Annotated in this window: 11 protein-coding genes; 7 read left to right on the top strand and 4 right to left on the bottom strand. The window is 42.9% G+C overall.

What is annotated here, in order from left to right:
* Position 1: 1 nt before the first annotated feature.
* Positions 2-568: a HEPN domain-containing protein gene (locus V7K44_RS17855; protein ID WP_334933263.1), complete on the top strand. Its 567-nt coding sequence runs from the start codon at positions 2-4 to the stop codon at positions 566-568.
* A gap of 81 nt (positions 569-649) precedes the next feature.
* Here the strand turns inward: V7K44_RS17855 and V7K44_RS17850 are convergent, their stop codons facing one another.
* From V7K44_RS17850 to V7K44_RS17840, 3 genes are all read right to left on the bottom strand, one after another.
* Positions 650-1,000, bottom strand: a complete 351-nt coding sequence (locus V7K44_RS17850; protein ID WP_012407317.1) for a DUF1257 domain-containing protein — start codon at positions 998-1,000, stop codon at positions 650-652.
* Positions 1,001-1,141: 141 nt separating this feature from the next.
* A complete protein-coding gene (gene ycf46 / locus V7K44_RS17845; protein WP_334730886.1) occupies positions 1,142-2,653 on the bottom strand; it encodes a stress-responsive protein Ycf46 in 1,512 nt (503 codons plus the stop codon).
* A 78-nt stretch (positions 2,654-2,731) separates the two neighbouring features.
* Entirely contained in the window at positions 2,732-3,085 is a 354-nt protein-coding gene (locus V7K44_RS17840; RefSeq protein ID WP_094350627.1) for a hypothetical protein, read from the bottom strand.
* A gap of 309 nt (positions 3,086-3,394) precedes the next feature.
* Here V7K44_RS17840 and V7K44_RS17835 point away from each other — a divergent pair, with 309 nt between their 5' ends.
* The 4 genes from V7K44_RS17835 to V7K44_RS17820 all read left to right on the top strand — a co-directional run bounded on the left by V7K44_RS17835 (position 3,395) and on the right by V7K44_RS17820 (position 9,365).
* On the top strand, positions 3,395-3,913 hold the full coding sequence (locus V7K44_RS17835) for a hypothetical protein (RefSeq protein WP_334933262.1): 519 nt from the start codon (positions 3,395-3,397) through the stop codon (positions 3,911-3,913).
* 206 nt (positions 3,914-4,119) lie between these two features.
* Positions 4,120-5,274, top strand: coding sequence for an NAD-dependent epimerase/dehydratase family protein (locus V7K44_RS17830; RefSeq protein ID WP_334933261.1), 1,155 nt, complete (start codon positions 4,120-4,122; stop codon positions 5,272-5,274).
* Between the two features lie 234 nt (positions 5,275-5,508).
* Complete coding sequence (locus tag V7K44_RS17825; RefSeq protein ID WP_334933260.1) at positions 5,509-6,654, top strand: glycosyltransferase family 4 protein; 1,146 nt, start codon at positions 5,509-5,511, stop codon at positions 6,652-6,654.
* 110 nt (positions 6,655-6,764) lie between these two features.
* Positions 6,765-9,365, top strand: a complete 2,601-nt coding sequence (locus V7K44_RS17820; protein ID WP_334933259.1) for a GAF domain-containing protein — start codon at positions 6,765-6,767, stop codon at positions 9,363-9,365.
* 131 nt (positions 9,366-9,496) lie between these two features.
* Here the strand turns inward: V7K44_RS17820 and V7K44_RS17815 are convergent, their stop codons facing one another.
* A complete protein-coding gene (locus tag V7K44_RS17815) occupies positions 9,497-9,772 on the bottom strand; it encodes a DUF7219 family protein (RefSeq protein ID WP_292731577.1) in 276 nt (91 codons plus the stop codon).
* A 639-nt stretch (positions 9,773-10,411) separates the two neighbouring features.
* Here V7K44_RS17815 and purC point away from each other — a divergent pair.
* Both purC and V7K44_RS17805 read left to right on the top strand, forming a co-directional pair.
* Entirely contained in the window at positions 10,412-11,149 is a 738-nt protein-coding gene (gene purC, locus V7K44_RS17810; RefSeq protein ID WP_334933258.1) for a phosphoribosylaminoimidazolesuccinocarboxamide synthase, read from the top strand.
* Positions 11,150-11,325: 176 nt separating this feature from the next.
* Positions 11,326-13,869 (top strand): BamA/TamA family outer membrane protein, encoded by a 2,544-nt coding sequence (locus V7K44_RS17805; protein ID WP_334933257.1) that lies wholly within the window; start codon positions 11,326-11,328, stop codon positions 13,867-13,869.
* Positions 13,870-14,080 lie beyond the last annotated feature (211 nt).

Below are 14,080 nucleotides of genomic sequence, written 5' to 3'. Positions count from 1 at the left end.
AGTGCTAAAAGAAACAGGTGTTGATAGGCTCTATAAAGAGTTTAAAACTTTAATAGAATATATTGAACAAGGAAATGAAATATCACTCCGAAATACAGTAGATGAAAATTTTAGAAAAGCTTTACTTTTATCCGCAGCAAGTTATTTTGAACACCGTATAACTAATGACATTCTTGAATACATGGGTGAAATATCTAACAAAAACGAGCTTTTAGTTTCCTTTGTGAATAATAAGGCTATAAGCAGACAATATCATACGTATTTCAGTTGGAAAGATACAAATGCAAATAGTTTTTTTGGTTTATTTGGTGATATATTTTCAAATTTTATCAAACAAGAAGTTAGAAATAGCGAACAGCTGAGTTCATCTATTAAGGCATTTCTTGAAATAGGACGTGAAAGAAATAGATTAGTTCATCAAGATTTTGGTACATTCTCTCTAGAAAAAACATCTGATGAAATCTATCTACTTTACAAAGATGCTCTAGTATTTGTGAATGCTTTACCTGATAAACTTCGCCAATGTTTACAAAAAACTGAAGCCGAAAAAATAGGGACTGAGAAATAAATCTCAGTCCCGATAAAAAAGCGGGCTAACCGCTATTTATATGGTTAACCCGTGCAGCTTTGGGAACGCGCAGAGAAATTGTTATTGCAATACCAACTTCACATTGGCGTTTTGCAAACCGCGCTGTTTTACTTCAGCCAAAGTTTTGTTAACGGCATACTTTTGGTTGATTGAGTTGATCAACTCGGTTTGGTTGTGCTTCTTAGCAACGCCCCACAGGTCAGCGATTAGGTCAAAAGAACCATCGCTGTTGCGAGACCAGCCGAGGTCATATTCGCCATCCAACATAGCTACGATGTCAGAACGGACACGCTGACCGTTATAACCACGGACATCAGCTTCAGTCTTTACGCTGATACCGAGGTCGCGCAAGGAAGCCTTGAGGATTTCGGCATCGGTGATTTTGGTACGCAGGGTGCTAAAGTGAGACATTTGGGTTTCCTCCAATGAGAAGATTGAGAAAAACGACAACGGTTTGTTTTGGGCGAAGCCGCGCTTAACAGGATGCGGCTTTTGTTATAACTGCTAGCATTTTCAGCTAGCCTTTCCCCCTGGGATGGCAGAGGAAAGCTTTTAAAACTCCATTCGCTGATATTCAGCTACGGAGGATGCTGCGGGGCGTGCGCGCTGTCTGGCCCAATCTCTCAGAGCCGTTACTTGTTCTTGCATCGTTCGAGACAGCGGCAATGTTGCCTTCAGTGCAGCAATAATATCTAGTTGGGTGAACTCCCGATCTTGGGCAAAAGCTTCATACATTGCCGCAACGATCGCTTGCTCAACTTCTGCCCCAGAAAAGCCATCAGACATCTTGGCTAGTTGCTCAAGATCGAATCGAGAGATGTCTTCACGGCGTTTCGTCAGGTGAATATTGAAAATGTGTTGCCGTTCTTCCGGTGTTGGCAGATCGACAAAGAAAATTTCATCAAAGCGTCCTTTCCTTAAGAACTCGCCAGGTAAGCGTTCTACTCGGTTGGCAGTTGCCATCACGAACACTGGTGATTTCTTATCTTGCATCCATGTAAGGAAGGAGCCGAAGATTCTACTTGAAGTACCCCCATCAGAATCAGAGGAACCTCCACTACCAGCAAAGGATTTATCTAATTCATCGATAAACAAAATCGCTGGGGAAATAGATTCTGCTGTTTTCAGGGCGTTTCGCAGATTTGCCTCACTTCGTCCCACCATTGAGCCGTCGTAGACTCGCCCCATATCTAACCGCAACAGTGGTAAACCCCACAGCCGGGAAGTAGTTTTGGCTATTAGCGACTTACCACAACCTGGAACTCCTAAAATTAACATCCCCTTTGGTTGAGGCAAACCATACTCTCTCGCTCTTTCTGTAAAAGCGTTAGAGCGTTGCTTGAGCCATCTTTTTAACTCTTCTAAGCCACCTACAGCATCAATGGTTTCATCTTCTTCAATGTATTCTAAGATTCCATTGCGCCGAATTAGTTGCTTTTTCTCAGATAAAACGATATCTACTTCATCTTCCGTCAAACGTCCTGTAGTTACCTGTGCCTTACGGTAGACTTTTTCAGCTTCGTCTTTAGTTAGACCTAAAGCGGCTCTGAGAAGTTTTTCTCTGGCTTCTGTTGTCAGTCGGCGACCGCGATTTTGCTCTATATGGTGAGTTAAGACTTTATTTAACTCAGCCATATCTGGCAATGTAAAGTCGAGAACGACAACTTCTTTTTCCAGTTCTATAGGTACTTGTTGCATTGGAGACATCAAAATGATGTTCTTCTGCATACCTTTGAAACTAGCGATCGCATCACGTAACGATCTGTTAGTCGCAGGCGCATCTATAAAGGGGTGTAAATCTTTAAGAATAAATATACTTGGTTCTTTCTGCCGAATTATCCACTCAATCGCCGCCTCTGGAGACACGGTATTATGTTGGGTGACATTCCGGGGTTGACCATACTCGACAATCCCGTGTGTTACTGTCCAAATAAATACTCGGCGCTGGGGCTTTAACAACTGGGCGATTGTGGAAACTGCTAGCTCGGCCCGCTCTTCCTCGGAGGTCACAAGGTAGATTAAAGGGTATTGAGCTTGAATTAGGATATTGAGCTCTTCTTTCATACTTCGACCTACTTGAGACCTTATAGAGACAGTAGAGACATTGCTTCTGGTAAAGACCACCAAATCATGAATATCTATCTAGCAAGGAACTAACTCTTCCTCGCCCTTGGGATTGGTTTCATCTTCATCCATCTCATCAATAGAAAGATGCTCTTGACCAACTACTCCTGGTTGATTGCCTAAAGTAACCAGTTCCCCATCACGTAATACTAGTGAGCTATCACAAGTCGGACATGAATAAACTCTATGAGTCCGCCCATAACTAGAATCTTCTAACTCGTCAACTAATTCTTGATTAGACAGGTAAAAACCAAGGGCACGCTCGGCAAGTTCTGACATTGGCTCGGAATCGATTGCTGAACGAATCTTCAGTTTTCTGTGCAACTCTGACGATAAATACAAAGTGACCTTTTGCTTAGTTTGCGTTTGCATATAACTCTTTAACGGTCTTACCCGGGTATGTATATCAAGTTATCGGTTCTTTTCTTGCTTGTCAAGACAGTAAAACGTTTTAACGTCATTTTCGTTACATTTATTTATATTTGCGCTGCTTGCACCATAATATTTGATGGTTTATGGTTCATCACTAGTGGCTCTAGCCCTTGAAATTGAGCGATAAATCGCCCACTACGAATCTCTTAAAATTGATGTGGCAACTAGTTGGCTGATTGAGAATGGTGCAATATCGGAGTTTCTGGTATTTCTATAAAATCAGTAACTTTGGCAAAATGTGTAATGTAAATGGCTACTGCTAATAAAATCTGTAGTTTGGGGCGAAGAATTTATCGGTTTGCCGCCAGTGTTAGCGGAGTCATTGCCCTGCTAATAATCCTGTGGGGTTGTACTGCAAATGATTTTAACGCTGGAGCGATCGCTTGGAAAACTTATACTAACTCTCGTTATGGCTTTGAATTTCCATATCCGAGTAATTGGACTTCTTTAGTAGCCTCAGAAAATGGTGATGGAATTGCGTTCATTTCACCACAGGATAACTCAGTGGAAATTCGCGGGTGGGCAAGTCATCAGCTGCCATTCGATCCAGAGTCCATGAAAAAGATAAAATCCAACTTTCAGACCGCTCAAGGAGTAGCTGGGGTAATGCTTGTAGAAGTCGAACGAGGAGTAAGTTCGATGACACTGACGCTAACTCAGAGTCAAGTGAAATACCATTTACAGGGACGGAGTAAGAGCCAAGAATTTCAAAATTACTATCGTTTGTTTTATTACATTGCCCAGCAGTATCGGATTTCAAAGTTTTAATGGGGCATTGGGCGTTAGGAGTGCTGAGTGCTGTTAGCGGTAGCGGGGCGTTTAGCCCGTGCTGAGTTAGGAGTTAGGAGTTAAGAGTTAGGAGTTTTGTTTATCTCCTTCATCTCCCTCCAAAATCCACATCTCCTTCAGAATAATGATTAAGAGGGTACAGAAACCTGATAGATTTAGCTATCAGCGAGTAAAAACTGGTGAAGATGAAAGTCCTGGTTATTGGTGGTGATGGATATTGCGGTTGGGCAACTGCTCTTTACCTTTCCAATCGAGGTTATGAAGTTGGAATTCTAGATAGTTTGGTGCGGCGGCATTGGGATAATGAACTTGGTGTCGAAACTCTCACTCCGATCGCACTAATTCAACAACGTCTCCAGCGCTGGCAAGATTTGACAGGTAAATCGATCGACTTGTTCATCGGCGATATTACGAATTACGAATTTCTCCATAAAACATTACAGCAATTTCAGCCAAATGCTCTGGTGCATTTTGGCGAACAGCGTTCGGCCCCATTTTCCATGATTGACCGAGAACACGCAGTTCTCACCCAGGTCAATAATGTAGTTGGGACGTTGAACTTACTGTACGCCATGCGGGAAGATTTCCCCGACTGTCATTTGGTGAAGTTGGGAACGATGGGCGAATACGGTACACCCAACATTGATATCGAAGAAGGGTATATTACCATTGAACACAATGGACGCAAGGATACCCTACCTTATCCCAAGCAACCCGGTTCAATGTACCACTTAAGCAAAGTCCATGATAGTCATAACATCCACTTTGCTTGCCGGATTTGGGGATTGCGGGCAACTGATTTAAATCAAGGTGTAGTTTATGGCGTTTTAACCGAAGAAACGGGGATAGACGAACTATTGATTAATCGGCTGGATTACGATGGTGTGTTTGGTACTGCACTGAACCGCTTTTGTATTCAAGCAGCAATTGGACATCCGTTAACTGTCTACGGTAAAGGTGGACAAACTCGCGGATTTTTGGATATTCGCGATACAGTCAGATGTGTGGAATTAGCGATCGCTAACCCTGCCGAAGCTGGAGAATTCCGCGTATTTAACCAATTTACCGAACAATTCAGCGTCGGCGACTTGGCATTGATGGTAAAAAAAGCTAGTAATGCTATGGGATTGAAGGTAGAAATCAATCATTTAGATAATCCCAGAGTTGAGAAAGAAGAACATTACTTCAACGCTAAAAACACAAAATTGCTCGATTTAGGTTTACAGCCTCACTTACTCTCTGATTCTCTACTCGATTCTCTCTTAAACTTTGCCATCAAGTATCAGACACGAGTAGATCACAAACAAATTCTGCCTAAAGTCTCTTGGCACAGAAATTAAAATAAACCCCAGTAAATCGTGGGTCTAAAAATGGTCGTCATATTTTAGCACAATATGACGACCAACTATTTATTATTTATCAGGCGTATCTTCCAGCTACTACTAAATTTACTGTTTACTACAGTTATTTTGATTGTGCAGAATTGATTACAGGACGCGAGACAGTTTACTCTGTGTTTAATAGCAAAATGCACTCTTAAGTTGAGATTATCTGCCTAGACTGAATAGTTTTTTATGAGAATTGCCCTATTTACCGAAACCTTTTTACCCAAGGTTGACGGCATTGTAACGCGCCTGCGCCATACTGTCGATCATCTCCAGCGCAGTGGTAATCAGGTGTTGGTGATTGCCCCTGATGGAGGCATCACAGAACACAAAGGCGCTAAAGTTTACGGCGTTACTGGCTTTCCTCTGCCATTGTATCCAGAGTTGAAAATGGCATTACCCCGCCCAGCCATTGGTTATGTTTTAGAAAAATTTAAGCCAGATATTATTCATGTCGTGAATCCAGCAGTTTTGGGTTTATCTGGCATATTTTATAGCAAAATCCTCAAAATCCCTTTGGTGGCCTCTTATCATACCCATTTACCCCAATATCTCCAGCATTACGGCTTAGGGATGCTGGAAGGTTTTCTTTGGGAACTACTGAAAGGCGCTCATAATCAAGCAGCGTTGAATCTGTGTACTTCAACAGCAATGGTGGAGGAATTAACAGCACATGGTATTGAACGTGTAGATTTATGGCAGCGTGGGGTGGATACAGAATTATTTCACCCCGATTTAGCTAGTGTAGAGATGCGATCGCGCTTATCGCAAAATCATCCAGAAAGCTCATTGCTACTTTATGTTGGGCGACTTTCGGCTGAAAAAGAAATTGAGCGCATTAAACCAATTTTAGAAGCAATTCCCCAAGCACGGTTAGCATTGGTTGGCGATGGGCCGCACCGTCAAGCATTGCAAAAACACTTTGCTGGCACCAACACTTATTTTGTTGGCTATCTTATGGGGCAAGAGTTAGGTTCTGCCTTTGCGAGTGCTGATGCCTTCATCTTTCCTTCCCGCACAGAAACACTAGGCTTAGTGCTACTAGAAGCGATGGCTGCTGGCTGTCCTGTGGTAGCAGCCCGTTCGGGCGGGATTCCCGATATTGTGACAGATGGTGTAAACGGATATCTTTTTGAGCCAACAGCAGATATTCAAGGAGCATTAGCTGCTACTGTTCGACTCTTAGAACAAAAACAACAACGAGACATCATCCGTCAAAATGCCCGCCAGGAAGCAGAAAGTTGGGGTTGGGCAGCTGCCACCAGACAGCTACAAGATTACTATCAAAAGGTGATATTTTCTGAACAGTGGGCAAAATCGGGGAGTAGGGAGTAGAGAGTGGCATCTAGGGAGGAGAAGGGATGATGAGAAGGAAAACGAAAATAACCATGCCCAATGCCCAAGATTTAAAATTTAAAATCTAAAATCTAAAATCTAAAATTACCATGACACTCCCCAACTCTGGCAGCGTCTTGGCTACATTAACTGAACTGACTCAAGTTAATCGTGCTCACGCCCTACTGCGTCGCGTCAAAGACTTATCTGTTAATGAATTTGTTTGCTTACTCGACTTTATAACTGCTGAGTTCCAGCAATTTCTGAGAGCTATTGAACTAATCAATAATGAAGCTCTAGAAACTATGTTGGAGAAAGTACTAGAAGCTATCACACTCAAAATTGGTCAAATTCTCCAAGCAGAACATACAGCCATTTTTTTAGTTGACTATGACAAAGGTCAACTGTGGTCAAAAGTTCCTCAAGATAATACCCAAAAATTCTTAGAAATTCGTACTCCCATTACAGTGGGTATCCCCGGTCATGTTGCTACTACAGGTCAATATCTAAATATATCTGAAACTTATACTCACCCCCTATTTAGCCCAGAACTTGAAAAACAAATGGGCTATAAAATCCGTAATATTTTATGTATGCCCGTTATCAGTAGCAAAAACCAGACTGTAGCGGTAGTGCAACTAGCTAATAAAACCGGGAATGTTCCGTTTAATCATGATGATGAAGAACGTTTTCGAGACTTTGCGGCTTCAATTGGGATTATCCTGGAAAGCTGTCAATCTTTTTATGTAGCGGCTCGTAATCAAAGAGGTGCAACGGCTTTGTTGCGGGCAACTCAGACACTGGGGCAAAGTTTAGATTTAGAAGCAACTTTGCAGATAGTCATGGAACAAGCTCGAATTTTAATGCAAGCAGACCGCAGTACACTGTTTTTATATCGTAAAGAGCTAAACGAACTCTCGACGAAAGTTGCAGTGGCAGCAGATGGCACAAACTTGATAGAAATTCGCATTCCTGCTAATCGTGGGATTGCTGGATATGTAGCTTCCACTGGTGAAGCCTTAAATATTTCTGATGTTTATAAAGACCCCCGCTTTGACCCGACTATAGATAAAAAAACTGGTTATATAACTCGTAATATCTTATGTTTACCAGTATTTAATTCTGCAAATGAATTGATTGGTGTTACACAATTAATTAATAAGCAACAAAGTAGTTTTACTGCTTCTGATGAAGAGTTTATGCGGGCTTTTAATAATCAGGCAGGAATTGCCTTGGAAAATGCTCGGCTATTTGAAAATGTACTGTTAGAAAAACAGTATCAAAAAGATATTTTACAAAGTTTGTCAGATGCTGTGATATCTACAGATATGGCAGGACAGATTGTCACGATTAATGATGCAGCCCTAGAGTTGCTGGGTTGTCCGATAGGAGACGTTAATAGTAAAAACAACAAGCTTTTGTGGGAACAAAATTTGATTGGTCGCCTAGTTTGGGAAGTTGTGCCAATTGAAAATCTCCAAATGCGACTAGAAGACAGTCTCAAAACGGGAGCTAAACATTATGTGCCAGAGCAAAGTTTGATGCTGGGACTTTATCAAGCGCTAAGTGAAAATCAGGACGGGCTAAACCCTAGCTATCCGCTAACAGGACTTAGGAATCAGCACCCAATTTTAGCACAGCGCGATCGCACTAACGCCGATATTTTTATTCCCTGGAATCAACCTCTGACTCCCCAATCTGAGTTTCTCACTTCTCATGAGGTACAAACATTAGAACGCAATATCAATCTTACTGTTAATCCCCTGACTAACCCAGAAGGCGGCGTACGCGGTGGTTTGGTGGTCTTAGAAGACATTACTCAGGAAAAACGCATGAAAACTACCATGTCCCGCTACCTGACGCCCCATGTAGCTGAACAAGTTATGGCACTAGGGGAAGATGCTTTAATGGTAGGCGAACGGAAGGAAGTAACTATCTTGTTTTCTGATATCCGTGGCTACACAACACTTACAGAAAATCTCGGTGCAGCTGAGGTGGTATTGCTGCTCAATCAGTATTTTGAAACGATGGTAGAGGCGGTTTTTAACCACGAAGGCACTCTCGATAAGTTTATTGGTGATGCCTTAATGGCGGTATTTGGTGCGCCACTACCATTGACAGAAAATCATGCTTGGAGGGCTGTACAGTCAGCCTTAGATATGAGACGCCGCTTAGAGGAATTTAACCAACGGCGAATTATCCAGGCGCAGCCACAAATTCGTATTGGCATTGGGATTAGTTCTGGGGATGTGGTTTCGGGTAATATTGGTTCCCGCAAACGGATGGATTACACCGTCATTGGAGATGGTGTAAATTTAAGTTCGCGCTTGGAAGCGATAACTAAGGACTACGGTTGTGATATTATTTTAAGTGAATTTACTTACCAATTATGCAGCGATCGCATTTGGGTGCGCCAGTTAGATAAAATCCGAGTCAAAGGGAAACATCAGGCTCTTAATATTTACGAGTTAATTGGCGATCGCAATACTCCCCTAAATGCCAACACTCAAGAGTTTTTGTTTCATTATCATACTGGGCGCACTGCTTATTTATCGCGTAACTTCTCACAAGCGATCGCTTGTTTCGAGTCCGCCAAATCTATCCAACCCCAAGACCAAGCTGTTGATATCCACCTAGAGCGTGCGCGTAATTACCAACAAACGCCGCCTCCAGAGTCCTGGGATGGTATTTGGACAATGCTTACTAAGTAGTCATTGGTCACTTGTACTGAGCGTAGTCGTAAAGCCTGCGGCATAGCTACGCTTCGGGCGCAGCCTCTCGTAGAGAAGTATTGGTCATTTGTGATTTATCAGTTCCCAATGCCCCGTATCCCATTCCCCATTCAATCTTTAGTCTCTCCCTGGTCATCTTGAAACGGATCTTCGCCAATTCCTAGCTCTTTTTTTGAGCGTTTCAACTGTTTCCACAGATCCTTTATTTGTTCGTAAGCTGCACCTGGAGGCACTTTTCCGCCTGTTTCTAAGTTGCAAATGTAACTTACCCGTTGAGCAAATTCCTGGAGATTTGCATTAAAAACCAAGTTTTCTGGCTTAACTTGACCGTAGTAGCGACCGCGAGGGAAGAGAAAATCATCCTTGTTCACTATTTTTTTCTCCATTTATTCAATTTACCTTGTGTTTGGGTTTCTGAAGCTGAATTACTAGCTAACCTAATCTTTACTTTTGTCAGATTGGGGTAAATCAGATTGTCCGACTCCTTTTCCAATTCTTGATCGGGAATTGGTTAATTCAGATTTTGAGACTAGAAGATAAAGCTTGAAATATTTTGTGTGTTAAATGTCACAATCAATTTTTCGCTAAAGTAACTGGAGAGAATATTTGATTTTCCTCACGGTTGTCAATTTATCTCATCTTAATTTATGAAGTTCAAATTGTAATTAGCTTTAATCGAAACCTTTAGGTACAAGTTATTATGACATATCAGTATGTCTTGGTAACTTATTCTTTCAAAACTGATTAAAATCCTGATAGTAAAACTACTTAGGTGAGAATACTAGATACGAAAGCTAATTGTCCTCTGTTAAAAGTTAGAGATTTAGTCCTAAATATTTGGCAATTAGCTATTAAGCAGCGATCCAGAGGAGAAAATTGGGCTAGGTATTTGGTTATTAATTATTTTAACCTGCCCCTGCTTCCTCTTAAATAATCACCAATGGCTAATAGTTAATAACTAAAGATAAAATGGTGAAGCCTCAAAGGACAATTTTTGTCCATCGCCTAAAACACTACCTGCCACCATGTCTGTTAATTCCAAGTTATACGAAGGCAAAGCAAAAGTTCTTTATACAACGGACGATCCAGAAGTCTTGTTGGCTGATTTTAAGGACGATGCCACGGCGTTTAACGCCCAAAAGCGTGGCAACATCGAAGGGAAAGGAAAAATTAATTGTAGCATTTCCAGCCAGCTTTTTAAACAGTTGGAGGTTTATGGTATAAATACTCACTTTATCGATAGTCCTGCCCCGAATCAAATGCGGGTGAGGGCAGTAAAGATTTTACCCTTAGAAGTGGTGATCAGAAATATTGCTGCTGGCAGTTTGTGTCAGCAAACAGGTTTACCAGTGGGTACAATTCTGAAACAGCCTTTGGTTGAGTTCTATTATAAAAACGATCAATTAGGAGATCCTTTGTTGACACGCGATCGCCTGTACCTGCTAGAACTAGCGACTGCGGAACAAGTAGACGCAATTACACATCTAGCATTGCAAATCAATGAATTTCTCAATAACTTTTGGCAGCGGTGTGGCATTACCCTAGTAGACTTCAAACTAGAGTTTGGTTTGGACTCACAACAGCAGTTGCTCTTGGCAGATGAAATTAGCCCCGACACCTGCCGTTTGTGGGATACCGCAGAAAAGGACTCAAACCGCCGGGTAATGGACAAAGATCGCTTTCGCCGAGACTTAGGAAATGTAGAGAATGCCTACCAGGAGGTCTTACAAAGAGTGCTAAAAGCAGTAGAAACTACAAGTTAACCAGGTAAAAACCAAAAGGTCAGAAGGAATTATATTTAACTTTTGCCTTTTGCCTTTTGCCTTGTAAAGTAAAAAAGCAAAAGAAAAAAATTATGTTTTGAGTTTTACCTTTGAGATAAGGGCATTATTGCCTTGTGATGGTGTGTGTGTGGTCGTGAAGAGGAATATTAAGTAAAATGCGTTTATCTCCCGTATTGCTGGCAGCAGTAGCAATTGCAGCCCCTTTGGGTGGCTCATTGAGTGCAAATGCAGAAACCGCCAACAGTTCAAAACAGACAACAGAAGTTTTGACACTAGAAACAAATCAGCAGCCAGAAAAGGACACAGGTCAGGTTAACTCTAGTAAAAGTCTAGAATCTCGACCTAAATCCACAGGAGTTATAGAGGCGGAGCGTCCACAATCCCGCGTCGTCGCAATTTACCCTGCCAACCCAGCAGCGAGCGCGAATCCAGAGGTAATTGTGCCAACCTCCACAACGCCAAAAACTGCACAAACCCCTGAAATCAATCCCAGCCCTACTCAACAGCCGTCTCCGGCTCCAGAAATTCCAGCGCCAGAAATTCAACAACCAACGCCTTCCCCAACTCCTGAGACCACTCCAGTCCCAGAAAATGTCAATCCACCGACAACGGAACCTTTATTACCCACAACTCCAGATCCATCAGCTACTCCAGATATCCCTCCCCCAGCAAATCAACAAAGAACACCTGCGCCATTCCCAGGCACTACTCCCAGTCCGCAGAATGTTAATCCACCGACAACTCCTGGCAATACTACATTCCCAGGCGCTACTCCCAGTCTGCAGAATGTTAATCCACCGACAACTCCCGGCAATACTCAACCCAACACAGCCCCAGAAGCCAACGATCCCCGCGTACTGGTATCGGAAGTAGTAGTTAGATCCCAGGCTGGGCAACTATCACCAGAACTGGAAAGCCAAGTTTACAGAGTAATTCGTACCCAACCAGGACAAACAACAACCCGCAGCCAACTGCAAGAAGATATTAACGCCATCTTTGGTACTGGCTTCTTCTCCAACGTCCAAGCAGCGCCAGAAGATACCCCCTTGGGAGTGCGAGTTAGCTTTGTTGTGCAGCCTAACCCCGTTCTCAGTAAAGTAGAAGTGCAAGCCAATCCTGGAACTGGTGTCGCTTCTGTACTACCAGCTAACACTGTAGATGAAGTATTTCGAGAGCAATATGGCAAAATCCTCAACTTGCGTGACTTACAAGAAGGTATCAAGCAGTTAAACAAGCGGTATCAAGACAAAGGTTACGTACTAGCCAACGTGATTGGAGCGCCACAAGTTTCTGAAAGCGGAGTTGTTACCTTACAAGTAGCAGAAGGGGTAGTAGAAAACATTAGAGTCCGGTTCCGCAACAAAGATGGTCAGGAAACAGACGAGAAAGGACAACCAATTCGGGGACGGACACAGGAGTACATCATTACGCGAGAAGTGGAGTTGAAGCCAGGACAAGTATTCAATCGCAACACAGTGCAAAAAGACCTACAGCGCGTGTATGGATTAGGACTGTTTGAAGATGTGAATGTGTCCCTTGACCCTGGTACCGACCCCAGCAAGGTGGATGTAGTAGTGAATGTAGCTGAACGCAGTAGCGGTTCTATTGCGGCTGGGGCAGGGATTAGCTCTGCTAGCGGACTTTTTGGAACAGTTAGCTATCAACAGCAAAACCTGAACGGTAGGAACCAAAAACTGGGGACAGAAATACAGGTGGGAGAACGAGAACTGCTGTTTGACGTGCGGTTTACCGACCCCTGGATCGCCGGAGATCCTTACCGGACTTCCTACACAACCAATATTTTCCGTCGCAGTTCTATTTCGTTGATTTTCGATGGTAAAGATGAAGATATTAGGACGTTTGATCCGGGTAATCCCACTGATGTAGATTCTCAGGATCGTCCGCGCATTCTACGTGTAGGTGGCGGTGTCACCTTTACCCGTCCCTTGTCTGCCAATCCTTATAAAACTTCTGTCTGGACTGCCTCAGCGGGTTTACAGTATCAACGAGTTTCCGCCCGTGATGCTGATGGCAATCTGAGAAAAACAGGAGCGGTATTTGATGATAATACTGGAAACCGCCTGAGTGATGAAATTCCACTGACCCTCTCTAGCAGCGGTCAAGACGATTTACTACTGTTGCAAGTGGGGGCACAGCGCGATCTTCGTAATAATCCCCTGCAACCCACTAGTGGTTCTTATCTCCGCTTTGGAGTCGATCAGTCAGTCCCTGTGGGGCTAGGCAACATCTTCCTGACCAGATTGCGGGGTAGCTACAGCCAATATTTACCCATTAAGCTGATTAGCTTCAGCAAAGGGGCACAAACCTTAGCATTTAACCTACAAGCAGGAACCATCTTCGGTGACTTGCCTCCCTACGAAGCTTTTACCCTTGGGGGTAGCAACTCCGTTCGGGGTTATGAAGAAGGAGCATTAGGTAGTGGACGCTCTTATGTGCAAGCATCAGTTGAGTATCGGTTTCCAGTTTTTTCAGTAGTTAGTGGGGCACTATTTTTTGATCTCGGTAGTGACCTGGGAACTAGTACTAGGGCTGCTGAAGTGTTGAACAAAAATGGCAGTGGCTTCGGCTATGGTCTTGGCGTTCGCGTCCAATCTCCACTGGGGCCGATTCGGATTGACTACGGTATCAACGATGATGGTGACAGTCGGATTAATTTCGGTATTGGCGAAAGATTTTAATTTGTCATTAGTCATTGGTCATTGGTCATTAGTGAATCACGAAGGGCAACTGACAAAGGACAAAGGACAAATGAGAATTAACTTTTCTGCATTAGCTTGCTAATTGTTACATTTACCTCAATACTGTTCCGATAAAGGGATTAATGACATTTTTCAGGGAATATCAGGGATTTTACCAAAACAGACGATGAACAATACTAAAGGAAATATA

This window comes from Nostoc sp. (genome assembly GCF_036917235.1).
In the GTDB taxonomy this organism is placed as follows: Bacteria; Cyanobacteriota; Cyanobacteriia; order Cyanobacteriales; family Nostocaceae; genus Nostoc.
Note: the sequence above shows the minus strand (reverse complement) of the source record. Positions and strands in the feature narration are given on the sequence as shown.

What these genes read in the sequence shown, in the direction of transcription:
- V7K44_RS17850 (WP_012407317.1), bottom strand. Translation starts at nt 1,000, where the DNA reads ATGTCTCACTTTAGCACCCTGCGTACCAAAATCACCGATGCCGAAATC.
- ycf46 (WP_334730886.1), bottom strand. Translation starts at nt 2,653, where the DNA reads ATGAAAGAAGAGCTCAATATCCTAATTCAAGCTCAATACCCTTTAATC.
- V7K44_RS17840 (WP_094350627.1), bottom strand. Translation starts at nt 3,085, where the DNA reads ATGCAAACGCAAACTAAGCAAAAGGTCACTTTGTATTTATCGTCAGAG.
- V7K44_RS17835 (WP_334933262.1), top strand. Translation starts at nt 3,395, where the DNA reads ATGGCTACTGCTAATAAAATCTGTAGTTTGGGGCGAAGAATTTATCGG.
- V7K44_RS17830 (WP_334933261.1), top strand. Translation starts at nt 4,120, where the DNA reads ATGAAAGTCCTGGTTATTGGTGGTGATGGATATTGCGGTTGGGCAACT.
- V7K44_RS17825 (WP_334933260.1), top strand. Translation starts at nt 5,509, where the DNA reads ATGAGAATTGCCCTATTTACCGAAACCTTTTTACCCAAGGTTGACGGC.
- V7K44_RS17820 (WP_334933259.1), top strand. Translation starts at nt 6,765, where the DNA reads ATGACACTCCCCAACTCTGGCAGCGTCTTGGCTACATTAACTGAACTG.
- V7K44_RS17815 (WP_292731577.1), bottom strand. Translation starts at nt 9,772, where the DNA reads ATGGAGAAAAAAATAGTGAACAAGGATGATTTTCTCTTCCCTCGCGGT.
- purC (WP_334933258.1), top strand. Translation starts at nt 10,412, where the DNA reads ATGTCTGTTAATTCCAAGTTATACGAAGGCAAAGCAAAAGTTCTTTAT.
- V7K44_RS17805 (WP_334933257.1), top strand. Translation starts at nt 11,326, where the DNA reads ATGCGTTTATCTCCCGTATTGCTGGCAGCAGTAGCAATTGCAGCCCCT.